Annotated in this window: 12 protein-coding genes, 2 tRNA genes, 1 rRNA gene and 1 riboswitch; of the genes, 11 read left to right on the top strand and 4 right to left on the bottom strand. The window is 52.7% G+C overall.

The window, feature by feature from the left end:
• Positions 1 to 152: 152 nt before the first annotated feature.
• Together ppc and argE are read right to left on the bottom strand one after the other, a co-directional pair.
• Entirely contained in the window at positions 153 to 2804 is a 2652-nt protein-coding gene (gene ppc, locus JQN59_RS22815; protein ID WP_003825139.1) for a phosphoenolpyruvate carboxylase, read from the bottom strand.
• A gap of 269 nt (positions 2805 to 3073) precedes the next feature.
• Complete coding sequence (gene argE, locus JQN59_RS22810; protein ID WP_149607391.1) at positions 3074 to 4225, bottom strand: acetylornithine deacetylase; 1152 nt, start codon at positions 4223 to 4225, stop codon at positions 3074 to 3076.
• Between the two features lie 155 nt (positions 4226 to 4380).
• Here argE and argC point away from each other — a divergent pair, with 155 nt between their 5' ends.
• The 4 genes from argC (at position 4381) to oxyR (ending at position 8898) form a co-directional block, all read left to right on the top strand.
• Positions 4381 to 5385 carry an N-acetyl-gamma-glutamyl-phosphate reductase gene (gene argC / locus JQN59_RS22805; RefSeq protein ID WP_032945645.1) on the top strand — a complete coding sequence of 335 codons (1005 nt, stop codon included), beginning with the start codon at positions 4381 to 4383 and terminating at the stop codon, positions 5383 to 5385.
• Positions 5386 to 5395: 10 nt separating this feature from the next.
• Positions 5396 to 6169, top strand: a complete 774-nt coding sequence (gene argB / locus JQN59_RS22800) for an acetylglutamate kinase (protein WP_204528150.1) — start codon at positions 5396 to 5398, stop codon at positions 6167 to 6169.
• Between the two features lie 108 nt (positions 6170 to 6277).
• Positions 6278 to 7648, top strand: coding sequence for an argininosuccinate lyase (argH, locus tag JQN59_RS22795; protein WP_008787059.1), 1371 nt, complete (start codon positions 6278 to 6280; stop codon positions 7646 to 7648).
• A 332-nt stretch (positions 7649 to 7980) separates the two neighbouring features.
• The gene (oxyR, locus tag JQN59_RS22790) at positions 7981 to 8898 is read left to right on the top strand and encodes a DNA-binding transcriptional regulator OxyR (protein WP_008787060.1); all 918 of its coding nucleotides are present in this window, start codon (positions 7981 to 7983) and stop codon (positions 8896 to 8898) included.
• On the opposite strand, the gene sthA is transcribed toward oxyR, so the two are convergent.
• Positions 8881 to 10281 carry a Si-specific NAD(P)(+) transhydrogenase gene (gene sthA / locus JQN59_RS22785; protein WP_003028860.1) on the bottom strand — a complete coding sequence of 467 codons (1401 nt, stop codon included), beginning with the start codon at positions 10279 to 10281 and terminating at the stop codon, positions 8881 to 8883. The genes oxyR and sthA overlap by 18 nt on opposite strands.
• Positions 10282 to 10472: 191 nt before the next feature.
• Here sthA and fabR point away from each other — a divergent pair, with 191 nt between their 5' ends.
• The gene (fabR, locus tag JQN59_RS22780) at positions 10473 to 11108 is read left to right on the top strand and encodes an HTH-type transcriptional repressor FabR (RefSeq protein WP_003028862.1); all 636 of its coding nucleotides are present in this window, start codon (positions 10473 to 10475) and stop codon (positions 11106 to 11108) included.
• A 15-nt stretch (positions 11109 to 11123) separates the two neighbouring features.
• A complete protein-coding gene (locus tag JQN59_RS22775; protein ID WP_003825114.1) occupies positions 11124 to 11483 on the top strand; it encodes a YijD family membrane protein in 360 nt (119 codons plus the stop codon).
• An 82-nt stretch (positions 11484 to 11565) separates the two neighbouring features.
• On the opposite strand, the gene trmA is transcribed toward JQN59_RS22775, so the two are convergent.
• Positions 11566 to 12666, bottom strand: a complete 1101-nt coding sequence (gene trmA, locus JQN59_RS22770; protein ID WP_149607392.1) for a tRNA (uridine(54)-C5)-methyltransferase TrmA — start codon at positions 12664 to 12666, stop codon at positions 11566 to 11568.
• A 115-nt stretch (positions 12667 to 12781) separates the two neighbouring features.
• A riboswitch (cobalamin riboswitch) is annotated at positions 12782 to 12968 on the top strand.
• A gap of 65 nt (positions 12969 to 13033) precedes the next feature.
• Here trmA and btuB point away from each other — a divergent pair.
• The 5 genes from btuB (at position 13034) to JQN59_RS22745 (ending at position 17941) form a co-directional block, all read left to right on the top strand.
• Positions 13034 to 14890 (top strand): TonB-dependent vitamin B12 receptor BtuB, encoded by a 1857-nt coding sequence (btuB, locus tag JQN59_RS22765; RefSeq protein WP_032945649.1) that lies wholly within the window; start codon positions 13034 to 13036, stop codon positions 14888 to 14890.
• Positions 14835 to 15686, top strand: coding sequence for a glutamate racemase (gene murI, locus JQN59_RS22760; RefSeq protein WP_003847829.1), 852 nt, complete (start codon positions 14835 to 14837; stop codon positions 15684 to 15686). The genes btuB and murI overlap by 56 nt, the downstream gene beginning before the upstream one ends.
• A gap of 380 nt (positions 15687 to 16066) precedes the next feature.
• Positions 16067 to 17608: ribosomal RNA gene (locus JQN59_RS22755) — 16S ribosomal RNA — on the top strand.
• A 71-nt stretch (positions 17609 to 17679) separates the two neighbouring features.
• Positions 17680 to 17756, top strand: a tRNA-Ile gene (locus JQN59_RS22750).
• 109 nt (positions 17757 to 17865) lie between these two features.
• A tRNA-Ala gene (locus tag JQN59_RS22745) sits at positions 17866 to 17941 on the top strand.
• Positions 17942 to 17961 lie beyond the last annotated feature (20 nt).

Here is a 17961-nt window from a genome sequence, read left to right as displayed (position 1 = left end):
CTGAAGCATCACGATCTTAGGATCGTGTTTTGTTGTTGATATATTCATGGAGTGAATATATTCAGGCGGGAATATATTGAAAAAGAAGCGGTTAGGACAGCAGTTTTTGCCGTCGCCTTCATACAATAGCACGAAGGCGACGAGAGGGGTCGTTAGCCAGTATTACGCATACCAGCGGCGACACCAGCGATTGTGACCATCAATGCTTGTTCCACGCGTGGGTCCGGTGCATTGCCTTGCTCTTCCGCCAGGCGTGAGCGGTGTAACAGCTCTGCCTGTAATACGTTCAGCGGGTCAGTATAAATATTTCTTAACTGAATGGACTCGGCAATCCACGGCAGGTCGGCCATCAAATGTGAGTCGTTGGCAATCGCCAGTACGACATCGATATCTGCTGCCAGGCGTTGGCGTAGCTCTGCACCCAACGGCCACAGATCTTTTTTGACCAGGCGCTGATCGTAATACTCTGCCAGCCACAGGTCTGCTTTCGCGAAAACCATTTCCAGCATGCCAAGGCGTGTGGAGAAGAATGGCCAGTCGCGGCACATGGCTTCAAGTTCGCTTTGCTTGCCGTCTTCAACCACTTTTTGCAGCGCGGTACCTGCACCCAGCCAGGCCGGGAGCATCAGGCGGTTCTGCGTCCAGGCGAAGATCCACGGAATGGCGCGCAGAGACTCTACCCCGCCGGTCGGACGGCGTTTTGCCGGACGTGAACCGAGCGGGAGTTTACCCAGTTCCTGCTCAGGTGTTGCCGAGCGGAAATAAGGGACGAAGTCTTTGTTTTCACGCACATATCCACGATAGAGCTCGCAGGAAATATCGGAAAGCTCATCCATGATATGACGCCAGCTATCTTTCGGTTCTGGCGGTGGTAACAGGTTGGCCTCCAGAATTGCTCCGGTGTACAGCGACAGGCTGCTGATGGTCACTTCCGGCAGGCCGTATTTAAAGCGGATCATCTCCCCTTGTTCTGTCACGCGCAGACCGCCTTTCAGGCTGCCCGGCGGTTGAGAGAGTAGCGCCGCATGTGCAGGCGCGCCGCCGCGACCAATGGAACCACCGCGACCGTGGAAAAGCGTCAGTTCGATACCGGCTTTTTCGCAGGTTTTGATTAGCGCGTCCTGAGCCTGGTATTGCGCCCAGGAGGCCGCCATCACGCCCGCGTCTTTTGCAGAATCAGAGTAGCCAATCATGACCATCTGTTTGCCCTGAATAAAGCCGCGGTACCAGTCGATATTTAAAAGTTGAGACATGACGTCATCGGCATTGTTGAGGTCGTCCAGCGTTTCAAATAGCGGAGCGACCGGCATAGCAAAACCAATTCCGGCTTCTTTCAGCAGCAGATGCACGGCCAGCACATCCGACGGAGTTTTCGCCATCGAGATAACATAGGCGGCAATGGAGCCATATGGGGCTTCGGCAATGACCCGACAGGTGTCGAGCACTTCGCGGGTGTCGTTGCTCGGTTCCCAGTTACGCGGCAGGAGCGGACGCTTGGAATTTAGTTCGCGGATCAGGAAAGCCTGTTTATCCGCTTCCGACCAGTTTTCGTAGTCGCCAATACCCAGATAACGGGTCAGTTCGCCCAGGGCTTCAGTATGACGGGTGCTTTCCTGGCGAATATCAATACGCACCAGCGGCACACCGAAACACTTCACGCGCCTAAGGGTGTCGAGCAATTCGCCATTGGCGATAATGCCCATGCCACAGGCCTGCAGAGACTGGTAGCACGCGTATAGCGGGTCCCAGAGCTGTTCGTTTTGGGTGAGAAGTCCCGCAGGTTTCGGCAATTTCTCGCCTTTCAGACGGGCTTCAAGCCAGGCCTGGGTTGCCATCAGACGAGAACGCAGGGTTTTCATCAGATAGCGATAAGGTTCAGCTGCACCTTCTTCGCCTACCAGCGCCATCAGCTCTGGCGTGGCATCCACCATCGACAGCTCAGAAATCAGAAACTGGATGTCTTTCAGGAACAGGTCTGTCGCTTTCCAGCGGCTGAGTAATAGCACGTGACGGGTGATATCTGCCGTTACGTTCGGGTTACCATCACGGTCGCCGCCCATCCAGGAAGTAAATCGAACCGGGACAAAATCAACCGGCAGCTTATAACCCAGATGCTCTTCCAGTTGTTCATTCAGCTCACGCAGGTAGTTCGGTACACCTTCCCACAGGCTGTTTTCAACTACCGCGAAACCCCATTTAGCTTCATCAACCGGGCTTGGGCGCAGCTTGCGGATCTCATCCGTATGCCAGGACTGGGCAATGAGCTGACGCAGACGGCGCATCAGTTGGTTGCGTTCATAATCGACGAGGTCTTTGTTATCAAGCTGCTTGAGGCAGGCGTTCACTTCACCCATTTTATGGATCAGCGTACGACGAGTGATCTCGGTCGGGTGGGCGGTGAGTACCAGCTCCAGAGAGAGTGATTCTACGGCTTTCTTGATGGTGGCGTCATTGAGGTTGGGCTGCTCTTTCAGTTTACGCAGAGTGCGAGCAATCACTTCCGGGTTGCTGGCTGCTTCGCCTTTTGGCGAAATGCTGTGGTATTGCTCGGCGGTGTTGGCCAGGTTCAGGAACTGGCTAAATGCGCGGGCAACCGGCAGCAGCTCGTCGTTAGACAGATTTTGCAGTGTGGTGAGCAATTCCTGGCGATTAACTTCATTGCCAGCGCGAGATGATTTGGACAGCTTACGAATTGTTTCTACGCGATCAAGAATGTTCTCTCCCAGCGCATCCTTGATGGTCTCTCCCAGCACTTTGCCGAGCATACTGACATTACTACGCAACGCGGAATATTGTTCGTTCATATTAACCCAGACACCCCATCTATTTTGAATATGTCCTGTATCTTTCACGCCTGACTATCACGCGAAATCTTGCGGACTTAACTTTTTAGCCGTCTTTTATAAAGCCACGTAAAACACGTGACGTCAATTGCTGCGAAATCGGTTCAGCAAACGAATAAATGCCGTGAATTTACGTTATTTAATTCACATCCAATCAAATAAGCGTTGCTTATGGAAATGTTAAAAAATCACCCCGCTTACCACTAAAGGATTAGCGGGGTGACAAGCAGTTAATGCCAGCAGAAATGATGCACAACCTGGGTGATTAATTCGCGAGTTGGCTTAATAAAGCGTGTTTCCAGATATTCATCCGGCTGATGCGCCTGATTAATAGAACCAGGACCCAATACCAGCGTCGGGCAAAGCGTCTGGATAAATGGCGCTTCGGTGCAGTAGTTCACCACTTCAGTCTGTGCGCCCAGCAGTTTCTCAACCACCTCTACCAGTTGATGGTCAGGTGGACACTCATAGCCTGGAATCGGTGGATGCAGTTCCGATATGGTCAGGCGACCCGGCCAGCGTTCGCTGACAGGGGCCAGCGCTTCGTTAAGTAACCCATTGAGATCGTTTAGCGTCATACCCGGTAGCGGGCGAATATCCATATGCAGTTCGCAGCAGGCGCAGATTCGGTTGGCGGCGTCGCCGCCGTGGATGTGGCCCAAATTTAACGTTGGATACGGAACGGTAAAGGCATCATGGTGATAGCGCGCTTTCAGGTCATCGCGCAGATGCATGATATGGCCGATGGCATCATGCATCAGTTCAATCGCATTAACGCCACGCGCCGGATCGCTTGAATGACCCGATTGTCCCAGAATGCGTATCGCATTAGAGATATGACCTTTGTGTGCGCGAACCGGTTGCAGTGAAGTGGGTTCGCCAATAATCGCGCAGTCTGGGCGCAGAGCAGTGGTTTCAGAGAAGTAGCGAGCTCCCGCCATGCTGGTCTCTTCGTCAGCAGTGGCCAGAATGTAGAGGGGCTTTTTCAGCTTCGTGACGTCGACATCACGCAACGCGTCGAGGATAAAGGCGAAGAAGCCTTTCATGTCCGCCGTACCCAAACCATAGAGCTTATTGTCATGCTCGGTCAGGGTGAACGGATCGCGCGTCCAGCGTCCGTCGTCAAAGGGTACGGTATCGGTATGGCCCGCCAACAACAGACCACCAGAGCCCTGTCCAATGCTCGCCAGCATATTGAATTTATTCCGCGTATCGGGAACCGGCTGGACCTCCACATTGAAGCCTAAATCTTTAAACCAGCCCGCCAACAGAGTGATTAAACCTTCATTGCTTTGATCGAGCGCTTCTTCGGTAGCGCTAATCGATGGCGTGGCAATCAGAGCGCGGTAAATCTCGATAAATGGCGGTAAATTGTTTTTCATTGTTGACACACCTCGGGTCATGATAGTATCAATATTCATGCAGTATTTATGAATAAAAATACATTAACGTTGAGCGTAATAAAACCCACCAAGTGTAAGGTGAGGTGATAAAGGCTTATACCTGGCAACAGAATCTAAGAAGGTGAGCAGCCCCGATGTTGAATACGCTGATTGTGGGCGCCAGTGGCTATGCCGGCGCAGAGCTTGTGACCTATGTAAATCGCCATCCTGATATGACCATAACCGCTTTGACCGTCTCAGCGCAAAGCAATGATGCAGGAAAATTAATCTCCGATTTGCATCCGCAGTTGAAAGGCATTGTCGATTTACCGTTGCAGCCAATGTCAGATATCAGCGAGTTTAGCGCAGGGGTGGATGTTGTGTTCCTCGCAACGGCTCATGAGGTAAGTCATGACCTGGCTCCGCAGTTTTTGCAGGCCGGTTGCGTGGTGTTTGACCTCTCTGGCGCGTTTCGCGTAAATGACGGCGCGTTCTATGAAAAATATTATGGTTTTACCCATCAGCATCCCGACCTGCTGGAGCAGGCAGTTTACGGGCTGGCGGAATGGAAAGAAGACCAACTGAAAGAAGCGAATCTGATTGCTGTGCCGGGTTGTTACCCGACGGCGGCGCAGCTTTCGCTGAAACCACTGATTGACGCCGGGTTGTTGGATCTCAGCCAGTGGCCGGTAATTAATGCGACCAGCGGCGTAAGCGGCGCGGGCCGTAAAGCGGCTATCTCTAATAGTTTTTGCGAAGTAAGCCTGCAACCGTATGGCGTGTTTACCCATCGTCATCAGCCGGAAATCGCTACTCATCTGGGGGCTGAAGTGATTTTCACCCCGCATCTGGGCAACTTCCCGCGCGGAATTCTGGAAACTATCACTTGCCGCCTTAAAGCGGGCGTAACTCATGCTCAGGTGGCTCAGACGCTGCAACAGGCGTATGGCGATAAACCGCTGGTGCGTCTGTATGACAAAGGGGTTCCAGCGTTGAAGAATGTGGTTGGATTACCATTCTGCGATATCGGGTTTGCTGTGCAGGGTGAGCATCTGATCGTTGTGGCGACGGAAGACAACTTATTGAAAGGCGCGGCGGCACAGGCGATGCAGTGCGCAAATATTCGTTTTGGCTTTGCCCAAACGCAGTCTCTTATTTAAGGGTGCAACAATGAATCCATTAATTATCAAGCTGGGCGGCGTTTTACTGGATAGTGAAGAGGCGCTGGAGCGCTTGTTTACCGCACTGGTGAATTATCGTGAGTCGCACCAGCGTCCGCTGGTCATTGTGCACGGTGGCGGCTGCGTGGTCGACGAGCTGATGAAGCAGCTGAATCTGCCGGTGAAAAAGAAAAATGGTCTGCGCGTCACGCCTGCCGATCAAATTGACATTATTACCGGTGCCCTGGCGGGAACGGCGAATAAAACCTTGCTGGCCTGGGCGAAAAAGCATCACATCGCGTCTGTGGGTCTGTATCTTGGCGATGGCGACAGCGTAAAAGTGACGCCGCTCGATAAAGAACTGGGTCATGTTGGACTGGCGCAGCCGGGTTCGCCTAAGCTGATTAACACGCTGCTGGAAAGCGGTTTTCTGCCGGTAGTGAGCTCTATTGGTGTCACTGATGATGGTCTGCTGATGAACGTGAATGCCGATCAGGCTGCAATGGCGCTGGCGGCAACGCTGGGTGCGGATCTGATCCTGCTCTCTGATGTGAGCGGTATTCTGGATGGCAAAGGCCAGCGCATTGCCGAAATGACCGCAGCGAAAGCGGAACAGCTGATTGAACAGGGCATTATTACCGATGGCATGATCGTGAAGGTGAATGCGGCGCTGGATGCCGCGCGTACGCTGGGCCGTCCGGTGGATATCGCCTCCTGGCGTCATGCAGAGCAGCTTCCGGCGCTGTTTAACGGCACGCCAATTGGTACGCGTATTCTGGCTTAACTATTAATGTGCCGGATGGTGGCTTCGCCTTATCCGGCCTACGTGGGTTTTGTAGGCCCGGTAAGCGCAGCGCCACCGGGCAAAAATATCATATTAAGGAAATTCGTTATGGCACTTTGGGGTGGGCGTTTTACACAGGCAGCAGATCAGCGGTTCAAACAGTTCAACGACTCGTTGCGTTTTGACTACCGCCTGGCAGAACAGGATATTGTTGGCTCTGTGGCCTGGTCCAAAGCGTTAGTAACGGTCGGTGTACTGACTGCCGATGAACAGCTGCAGTTGGAAGAGGCGCTGAATAACCTGCTGGAAGAGGTTCGCGCAAATCCTCAGCAGATTTTGCAAAGCGATGCCGAAGATATTCACAGTTGGGTGGAAGGTAAGCTGATTGATAAAGTCGGCCAGCTTGGTAAAAAACTGCATACCGGGCGTAGCCGTAATGACCAGGTCGCGACCGATCTCAAGCTGTGGTGCAAAGACACGGTTATCGAATTACTGTCGGCCAATCGTCAGTTGCAAACTGCGCTGGTGGTGACGGCGGAGAATAACCAGGACGCCGTCATGCCGGGTTACACCCACCTGCAACGTGCGCAGCCGGTGACGTTTGCTCACTGGTGTCTGGCCTATGTTGAAATGTTGGCGCGTGACGAGAGCCGTTTGCAGGATGCGCTCAAACGCCTGGACGTCAGTCCGTTAGGCTGCGGCGCGCTGGCGGGTACGGCGTATGAAATCGATCGCGAGCAGTTGGCGGGTTGGTTGGGCTTTGCCTCGGCAACGCGCAACAGCCTGGACAGCGTTTCTGACCGTGACCACGTGCTGGAGTTACTCTCCGATGCCTCTATCGGCATGGTACACCTGTCGCGTTTTGCTGAAGATCTGATTTTCTTTAACACCGGCGAAGCGGGCTTTGTTGAACTCTCCGACCGTGTGACTTCCGGTTCATCTCTGATGCCGCAGAAGAAAAACCCGGATGCGCTGGAGCTGATCCGTGGCAAATGCGGTCGCGTGCAGGGTGCGCTGACCGGCATGATGATGACGTTAAAAGGCCTTCCACTGGCATACAACAAAGATATGCAGGAAGACAAAGAAGGGCTGTTCGACGCGCTCGACACCTGGCTGGACTGCCTGCATATGGCCGCGCTGGTGCTGGATGGCATTCAGGTGAAACGTCCGCGTTGTCAGGAAGCGGCGCAGCAGGGTTATGCTAACGCCACTGAGCTGGCGGATTATCTGGTGGCGAAAGGCGTCCCGTTCCGCGAAGCGCACCATATTGTGGGGGAAACGGTGGTCGAGGCGATTCGTCAGGGCAAACCGCTGGAAGCGCTGTCGCTTGTCGACTTACAAAAGTTTAGCCAGGTGATTGGTGATGACGTTTACCCGATCCTCTCGTTGCAATCGTGTCTGGATAAACGTGCAGCGAAAGGTGGCGTGTCGCCGCAGCAGGTTGCGCAGGCGATCGACTACGCGAAGGCACGCCTCTAGGTCCGTAAGGCAAAGCCGCCATCCGGCACTGTGCGCCGTTCTGCCTGATGGCGCTACGCTTATCAGGCCTACCAAACCATAACCCGGCCGAGCTTTGCGACGCCGGGCTTTTTTATGCAAAAAAAATGCGGACGCAAGGTCCGCAAAAGTTCACGTTGGCTTTAGTTATTTCGAGTATGAGAGAAACTCTCAAAACGGACAGTAGCTTCAAGGGTTAAAGGGGTACCGTTCCGTTTCTGTGGTGCATTATTAAACAGAAAGCTTGATAGGGATAATCGTTCGTTGCTATGCTACCTATCGCTACGAACTATCGTGGCGATGGAGGATGAATAATGAATATTCGTGATCTTGAATACCTGGTGGCGCTAGCCGAACATCGTCACTTCCGACGAGCGGCAGACTCCTGTCACGTTAGCCAACCCACGCTGAGCGGGCAGATCCGCAAGCTGGAAGATGAGCTTGGCGTCATGTTGCTGGAGCGTACGAGTCGCAAGGTGCTGTTCACCCAGGCCGGTTTGCTGCTGGTGGATCAGGCGCGCACCGTGCTGCGCGAGGTCAAAGTGCTCAAGGAGATGGCAAGCCAACAAGGCGAGACAATGTCTGGCCCGCTGCATATTGGTTTGATCCCAACGGTGGGGCCATACCTGCTGCCGCATATTATTCCGATGTTGCACCAGACCTTCCCAAAACTGGAGATGTATCTCCATGAAGCGCAGACACATCAGCTGTTGGCGCAACTGGATAGCGGCAAGCTCGACTGCGTCATTCTGGCGCTGGTCAAAGAGAGTGAGGCGTTCATCGAAGTACCGTTATTTGATGAGCCTATGATGCTGGCGATCTATGAAGATCACCCATGGGCAAACCGTGACTGTGTACCGATGTCCGATCTGGCGGGTGAAAAACTGCTGATGCTGGAAGATGGCCACTGTCTGCGCGATCAGGCGATGGGTTTCTGCTTTGAAGCGGGTGCTGATGAAGATACCCATTTTCGGGCAACCAGTCTGGAAACGCTGCGTAACATGGTGGCGGCAGGCAGTGGTATTACCTTACTGCCTGCGCTGGCCGTTCCGCCGGAGCGTAAGCGTGATGGTGTCGTTTATCTGCCATGCATTAAACCCGAACCGCGTCGTACGATTGGTCTGGTGTACCGTCCTGGTTCGCCGCTGCGCAGCCGTTATGAACAGCTGGCAGAGGCCATCCGTGGATCAATGGATGGCCATTTCGACAGTGCGTTAAAACAGGCGGTTTAAGCCATTTAGCGCCGCTACCCGATAGGCTTCTGCCATGGTTGGGTAGTTAAAGGTGGTGTTAACGAAGTACTCGATAGTGTTACCACCACCTTTTTGCTCCATTATCGCTTGTCCGATGTGAATAATTTCGGCCGCGCGCTCCCCAAAGCAGTGGATCCCCAAAATCTCCTTGGTTTCGCGATGGAACAGGATCTTCAGCGTTCCGACACTCATACCCACGATTTGTGCACGTGCCAGATGCTTAAACTGGGCGCGGCCAACCTCGTATGGAACTTTCATTGCTGTGAGCTGCTGTTCGGTTTTACCAACGGAGCTGATTTCCGGAATGGTGTAAATCCCGGTTGGGATATCTTCGATCAGATGCGCGGTGGCCTCGCCTTTTACCAGTGCCTGGGCGGCAATGCGTCCCTGGTCGTAGGCCGCCGATGCCAGGCTCGGATAACCAATCACATCCCCTACGGCGTACACATGCGGCAGCGCCGTCTGGTACATGCTATTCACTTTGAGCTGCCCGCGGCTGTCGGTTTTCAGACCAATGTTTTCCAGCGCCAGCGAATCGGTATTACCGGTACGGCCATTGGCGTACAGCAGGCAGTCGGCCTTCAGTTTCTTACCGGACTTCAGGTGCATGATGACGCCGTCATCGCAACCTTCAATCTTCTCATACTCTTCGTTGTGGCGAATGACCACACCGCTGTTCCAGAAGTGGTAAGAGAGCGAGTCGGACATCTCCTGATCGAGGAATGCCAGCAGACGATCGCGGGTGTTGATTAAATCAACTTTGACGTCCATTCCACGGAAGATCGACGCATATTCACATCCAATGACCCCCGCGCCATAAATCAGCACATGACGGGGTTCGTGGTGCAGGCTCAGGATAGAGTCACTGTCGTAAACCCGGGGATGCGAAAAGTCGACATCAACAGGGCGATAAGGACGCGAACCGCAGGCAATAACAAACTTATCCGCAGTCAGCGTTTCCACCGTACCGTCGTGACATTCCAGGGCGATCGTGTGTTCATCAACAAAACGGGCATTTCCCTGCAAAATTTCGCAGTGGTTGCGCTCGTAAAATCCTTGCCGCATACGCGTTTGCTGATTAATAACGTTATCAGCGTGGTTGAGAATATCAGCGAAAGAAGAACGAAGGAGTCGGGAGTGGTCGCTGTACAGTGGGTTCTGATTGAATTCAATAATGCGGCTGACGGCGTGGCGGAGAGCTTTCGACGGGATGGTGCCCCAGTGGGTACAACCTCCGCCGACATTATGATAGCGCTCAATCACCGCGACGCGCGCTCCTTGCTTAACCAGACCCATTGCCGCGCCTTCGCCGCCGGGACCGGAACCTATTACTATTGCATCGTAATCGTAAGAATGTGACATGGTCAGGCTTACCTGTTCTTATACATAAAAGCAACAGAATAGTAACATCGTTGTTGAGATAACCCAATTATCGTTGTGCTTTTTTGCGAAGTCGAAGCACAAACTGCGCGTAAACAATCATTCACAAAGCCATGCCAACCGCCTAATCTCTGGTATAGTGCCAGCAAGGTATGTGGAAGGATTCAGACATCGTGATGGGCGTTAGAGCGCAACAAAAAGAGAAAACCCGGCGTTCGCTGGTAGAAGCCGCATTTAGTCAACTCAGCGCTGAGCGTAGTTTTGCCAGCCTCAGTTTACGCGAAGTCGCTCGTGAAGCGGGCATTGCGCCAACCTCGTTTTATCGCCATTTCCGCGATGTGGATGAACTCGGCCTGACGATGGTGGACGAGAGCGGTCTGATGCTGCGTCAGTTGATGCGCCAGGCGCGCCAGCGTATCGCGAAGGGCGGGAGTGTGATCCGCACCTCGGTCTCAACATTTATGGAGTTCATCGGCAACAATCCCAACGCCTTCCGTTTATTATTGCGCGAGCGTTCGGGGACATCCGCAGCGTTTCGTGCAGCGGTCGCTCGTGAAATTCAGCACTTCATTGCGGAACTTGCGGACTATCTGGAACTCGAAAACCATATGCCTCGTGCGTTTACTGAAGCACAAGCCGAAGCCATGGTAACCATTGTGTTCAGCGCCGGGGCAGAAGCACTGGATGTTGGCGCTGAGCAGCGCCGACAGCTGGAAGAGCGGCTGGTATTGCAACTACGCATGATCGCGAAAGGCGCATTTTATTGGTACCGCCGTGAACAAGAGAAGATGACGCACCACTCCGAGTAACGAGAAGGACAAGCAATGAAACAGTCAGGTCAAGATAAAGGTACGCTGCTGCTGGCGCTGGTTGCTGGCTTATCGATCAATGGTACATTTGCGGCGCTGTTTAGCTCCATTGTGCCATTCTCAGTATTCCCGATCATTTCGCTGGTGCTGACGGTGTATTGTCTGCATCAACGCTATCAGAACCGCACCATGCCTGTGGGATTGCCGGGCCTGGCTGCCGCCTGCTTTATCCTCGGCGTTTTGCTGTACAGCACCGTGGTACGCGCTGAATATCCGGATATCGGCTCTAACTTCTTCCCGGCGGTACTGTCTGTGATTCTGGTGTTCTGGATCGGCTTTAAAGTCCGTAACCGTAAACAGGAAATTGCGGAGTAACAGTTGTAGCGGTAGGCCGGATAAGGCAAAGCCGCTATCCGGCAATCTGAACAGGTAGTGCTTATCCAGCCTACATTCTGTCTTACTTCTTGGTTAACAGTACGCCGCACTCCATATGGTGCGTATACGGGAACTGATCGAATAGCGCCAGACGTGAAACATTGTGCGTCTGGCTTAACGTTTCCAGGTTTTTACACAGCGTCTCCGGATTGCAGGAGATGTACAGAATGCGCGGATACGCCTGCACCATTTTCTCCGTTTCGCTGTCCAGACCGCTGCGCGGTGGGTCAACGAAGATAGTTTCACACTGGTAACTCTTCAGATCGATTCCCTGCAAACGGTTGAACTCGCGAACGCCGTTCATCGCCTGAGTAAACTCTTCGGCCGCCATGCGGATTATTTGTACGTTTTCAATCTGGTTAGCCGCAATGTTGTACTGTGCAGCAGCAACGGACGGCTTGGCGATTTCCGTCGCCAGTACGCGGTTGAAGTTTTGTGCCAGGGCTAACGAGAAATTGCCATTGCCGCAATACAGCTCCAGCAGGTCGCCTTTTGAGCCCCTGGTGACATCAATCGCCCACTCCAACATCTGAATATTCATGGCGGCGTTCGGCTGGGTGAAGCTGTTCTCAACCTGGCGATAGATAATCTCTTTACCCGCAACCGGTAGGCGTTCGTCAATGTAGTCCTGATCCAGCTCGATTTTGGTTTTGGTTGCCCGGCCAATCAGATGCACATTCAGGTTTTTCGCCCGTAGCGCATCCCGCAGCGTTTCAGCTTCCTGACGCCATTCATCATCCAGCTTTTTATGGTACAGCATCGATACCACCGCCTGATCGCTCAGGGTAGTTAGGTAATCAATCTGAAACAGTTTGTGACGCAGGACGTGGTTGTTGCGAACGCCTTCGATCATTGCCGTCATCAGCGTGTTGATAAGCTCACTGGCTGCCGGGAAGCTGTCGACACGGATACGGTTTTTGGTCTGGCTGTCGAACATGATGTGGTACAGATCATCACCGTCATGCCACACACGGAATTCCGCGCGCATACGGTAGTGGCTGACCGGTGAGCGAAACACTTCCGGAGCCTGTGCATAAAATGGCGTCATTAAGCTCTGCAGACGCACCACTTTTTCAGCTAACTGTGCGTCGTACTGTTCTGTCGGAAGGTGTTCGGGGGTCATGATGCGTCCTGAAAAATAAAAGTACGCGGGGATTGTAGGGATTGCTCATCAGATGTCCAGTCATTGATGATTTCCGATATTGTGATACGCAGTCTGGACAGTGGGTTGTAACAAACTGTAGCATCCGTTTTCCGGTCCTGTGAGTTAAAAGGGAATCCAGTGTGAATCTGGAGCTGACGCGCAGCGGTAAGGAAGGTAGGGGATGAGCGCACCTGGTGCAGACACTGCGGCATGCCGTGGGAAGTTATCGTCTCTTTAAGTTGCCTCCAAGCCCGAAGACCTGCCGGCTAACGTCGCATCTGGCTTTCATCATCGCGTACTATCGGTGGGACCTGCGGCATCCTTCTTATATTGTGGATGCTTTACAATGATTAAAAAATCGTTGCTGTGCACGGCACTTTCCGTCACGGCATTTTCTGGTTGGGCACAGGATACTAGCCCAGATACTCTCGTCGTTACTGCCAACCGTTTTCAGCAGCCTGTTAATACTGTCCTTGCCCCCACTGATGTGGTGACGCGTGAAGATATTCAGCGCTGGCAGTCAAAAGATCTCAATGATGTCATGCGCCGATTGCCGGGCGTAGATATTTCGCAAAGCGGCGGTATGGGGAAAAGCTCCTCGCTGTATGTTCGCGGTACTGAGTCCCGGCATGTCCTGGTATTGATTGATGGCGTGCCGATGGCGCGTGCAGGCATCGGTAATGCGATTGATATTGGTCAGATTCCGGTATCGTTGGTGCAACGTGTTGAATATATTCGCGGGCCGCGTTCAGCTGTGTACGGATCTGGTGCGATCGGTGGTGTGATGAACATCATTACGATGAGTAATGAAGAGAAATCACAGATCAACGCAGGTATGGGGACTGATGGTTATCAGACCTACGACGGAACGATAAATAAACGATTTGGTGACACGATGGTGACGGCGGCTGGCGCTTACCAGACGACCAAAGGTTTTAACATTCAACCTGACTCCCCTTACAGCGGCGACAGCGATCGCGATGGTTATCGCAACAAACTGTTCTGGGGCGGCTTGCAGCACAAGTTTAACGATAACTTCTCCGGTTTCTTCCGTGGTTACGGCTACACGGCGAATAGCGATTACGATCAGGGCTCTTATGGCTATGCTGGCGGTAATGACGAAGCTCAGAATTACACTCAGTCCTGGGATTCCGGCCTTCGTTACAGCTCAGGTATCTATTCCGCCCAACTGATTGCTAACTACCAGCATCTCAAAGATTACAACTATAGCAATCAACTCGGTCGTTATGCGGGGGATGCTACGCTGGATAATATGGAACAGCGCTATATTCAGTGGGGAAATAACGTTGAGGTTGGGCATGGAGCGATTAGCGGTGGTGTCGACTGGAAACAAGAAAAGCTGACTTCCAGTAGTACCACGAAATCGGACGCTTATAAACGTGATACGACCGGACTTTATCTAACTGGGCAACAACAAATTGATAGCGTCACGCTGGAAGCCTCAGGCCGTGAAGATCATGATGAACAATTCGGCTGGCATGGCACCTGGCAGACTGCTGCAGGCTGGGAGTTTGTTGATGGCTACCGTGCAACGCTCTCTTATGGCACAGGTTTCCTGGCTCCTTCACTTGGTCAGCAATACGGGGCTACGCGTTTTGCCTCTTCCTATGGGCCGGGTATTGCAGCCAACCCGAATTTGAAACCGGAAGAATCTAAACAGTGGGAAGCAGGGATTGATGGATTGACAGGGCCGCTTGATTGGCGTCTTTCTGCATATCATTATGAAATTCAAAACCTGATCGATTACAAGAATAACCAGTACGTCAACGTTAAGTCAGCCACGATTAAAGGGCTGGAATGGACTGGGAATGTTACGACTGGCCCGGTAGATCATCACCTGACGCTACAGTATGTTGACCCGCGGGATGATGATACGAATAAGGTACTCTATCGCCGAGCAAAACAGCAGGTTAAGTATGAGTTAACTGGGCAGGTTCAGGACTTGGGGTGGAACGTTGCTTATCAATATATAGGTGAACGTTACGATAATGATTACGACAATAATCGTGATGTTAAATTGGGCGGCGTCAGCTTGTGGGATATCGGAGTGTCATATCCAATCACCTCACAGCTGACAGTTCGTGGTAAAATCGCCAACCTGTTCGATAAAGATTACGAGACAGTTTATGGCTACGCAACTGCAGGACGGGAATACACCTTGTCTGGCAGCTACACCTTCTGATCCCCGTCCCACCGTGCTGGTGTTTGATTCCGGCGTCGGTGGGTTGTCGGTCTATGACGAGATCCGGCGTCTTCTGCCGGATCTCCACTATATCTACGCTTTCGACAACGTCGCCTTTCCTTATGGAGAGAAGAGCGAGGAGTTTATCGTCGAGCGTGTTGTTGAGATAGTGACTGCGGTCCAGCAGCGCTATCCCCTCTCTCTTGCGGTCATCGCGTGTAATACAGCAAGCACGGTGTCGCTCCCTGCGTTACGTGAGAAATTTGCTTTCCCGGTTGTGGGCGTGGTGCCTGCGATTAAACCGGCAGCGCGACTCACGGCGAACGGTGTTGTGGGGCTACTGGCTACACGTGCAACGGTGAAGCGCTCGTATACCCATGAGCTGATTGCGCGATTCGCTAACGAATGCCAAATTGCAATGTTGGGTTCTGCTGAGCTGGTGGAACTGGCGGAAGCGAAGCTGCACGGTGAAACAGTTTCTCTGGAAGAACTGCGGCGTATTCTGCGTCCATGGCTGCGGATGTCTGAACCACCTGACACAGTAGTGCTCGGTTGCACTCATTTCCCTCTATTACAGGAAGAGCTTTTACAGGTCCTGCCCGAGGGGACGAGACTGGTGGATTCTGGTGCCGCGATAGCGCGCCGCACGGCCTGGTTGTTAGAGCATGAAGCGCCAGATGCGAAATCAACCGATGAGAACGTCGCATTTTGTATGGCAATGACGACAGAAGCTGAACAATTATTGCCTGTGCTACAGCGCTATGGCTTTAAAACGCTCGAAAAACTGTCAGTTTAAGTGGTTTTGATGAAAAAATACGCACTCGGAAGATTATTTTAAATTTCCCCTTGTCAGCCTGAAATAACTCCCTATAATGCGCCTCCACTGACACGGAACAACGGATTACAAGCCGCCGGGTCAGCGGGGTTCCACTGAGAATCTCGTAGAGAAAAGCAAAAATAAATGCTTGACTCTGAATGAGGAAAACGTAATATACGGGACCTCGCGACAGAGCGCTAAAGCGCGTCGCAACTGCTCTTTAACAATTTATCAGACAATCTGTGTGGGCACTCGAAGATACGGATTCTTAACGTCGCAAGACGAAAAATGAATACCAAGTCTCAACGAGTGAACACGTAATTCATTACGAAGTTTAATTCATTGAGCATCAAACTTTTAAATTGAAGAGTTTGATCATGGCTCAGATTGAACGCTGGCGGCAGGCCTAACACATGCAAGTCGAACGGTAGCACAGAGGAGCTTGCTCCTTGGGTGACGAGTGGCGGACGGGTGAGTAATGTCTGGGAAACTGCCCGATGGAGGGGGATAACTACTGGAAACGGTAGCTAATACCGCATAACGTCGCAAGACCAAAGAGGGGGACCTTCGGGCCTCTTGCCATCGGATGTGCCCAGATGGGATTAGCTAGTAGGTGGGGTAACGGCTCACCTAGGCGACGATCCCTAGCTGGTCTGAGAGGATGACCAGCCACACTGGAACTGAGACACGGTCCAGACTCCTACGGGAGGCAGCAGTGGGGAATATTGCACAATGGGCGCAAGCCTGATGCAGCCATGCCGCGTGTATGAAGAAGGCCTTCGGGTTGTAAAGTACTTTCAGCGAGGAGGAAGGCGTTGTGGTTAATAACCGCAGCGATTGACGTTACTCGCAGAAGAAGCACCGGCTAACTCCGTGCCAGCAGCCGCGGTAATACGGAGGGTGCAAGCGTTAATCGGAATTACTGGGCGTAAAGCGCACGCAGGCGGTCTGTCAAGTCGGATGTGAAATCCCCGGGCTCAACCTGGGAACTGCATCCGAAACTGGCAGGCTAGAGTCTTGTAGAGGGGGGTAGAATTCCAGGTGTAGCGGTGAAATGCGTAGAGATCTGGAGGAATACCGGTGGCGAAGGCGGCCCCCTGGACAAAGACTGACGCTCAGGTGCGAAAGCGTGGGGAGCAAACAGGATTAGATACCCTGGTAGTCCACGCCGTAAACGATGTCGACTTGGAGGTTGTGCCCTTGAGGCGTGGCTTCCGGAGCTAACGCGTTAAGTCGACCGCCTGGGGAGTACGGCCGCAAGGTTAAAACTCAAATGAATTGACGGGGGCCCGCACAAGCGGTGGAGCATGTGGTTTAATTCGATGCAACGCGAAGAACCTTACCTACTCTTGACATCCAGAGAACTTAGCAGAGATGCTTTGGTGCCTTCGGGAACTCTGAGACAGGTGCTGCATGGCTGTCGTCAGCTCGTGTTGTGAAATGTTGGGTTAAGTCCCGCAACGAGCGCAACCCTTATCCTTTGTTGCCAGCGGTTAGGCCGGGAACTCAAAGGAGACTGCCAGTGATAAACTGGAGGAAGGTGGGGATGACGTCAAGTCATCATGGCCCTTACGAGTAGGGCTACACACGTGCTACAATGGCATATACAAAGAGAAGCGACCTCGCGAGAGCAAGCGGACCTCATAAAGTATGTCGTAGTCCGGATTGGAGTCTGCAACTCGACTCCATGAAGTCGGAATCGCTAGTAATCGTGGATCAGAATGCCACGGTGAATACGTTCCCGGGCCTTGTACACACCGCCCGTCACACCATGGGAGTGGGTTGCAAAAGAAGTAGGTAGCTTAACCTTCGGGAGGGCGCTTACCACTTTGTGATTCATGACTGGGGTGAAGTCGTAACAAGGTAACCGTAGGGGAACCTGCGGTTGGATCACCTCCTTACCTTAAAGAACCGACCTTTGCAGTGCTCACACAGATTGTCTGATGAAAATTAGCAGTAAGAAAATCTCTGCAGGCTTGTAGCTCAGGTGGTTAGAGCGCACCCCTGATAAGGGTGAGGTCGGTGGTTCAAGTCCACTCAGGCCTACCAAATTCGCCTCCGTGCTGTGTTACGGCGATGCTCGCATACTTCAGTATGCTTCGCACCACCGCGCCTTGCCCGGAAACGAATTAGGGTACAGAGATTAGCATTCTACGATGGGGTTATAGCTCAGCTGGGAGAGCGCCTGCCTTGCACGCAGGAGGTCTGCGGTTCGATCCCGCATAGCTCCACCATCTCTTACTGCAAAAACACA

This window comes from Citrobacter sp. B72, assembly GCF_016894305.1.
GTDB lineage: Bacteria > Pseudomonadota > Gammaproteobacteria > Enterobacterales > Enterobacteriaceae > Citrobacter > Citrobacter portucalensis.
Note: the sequence above shows the minus strand (reverse complement) of the source record. Positions and strands in the feature narration are given on the sequence as shown.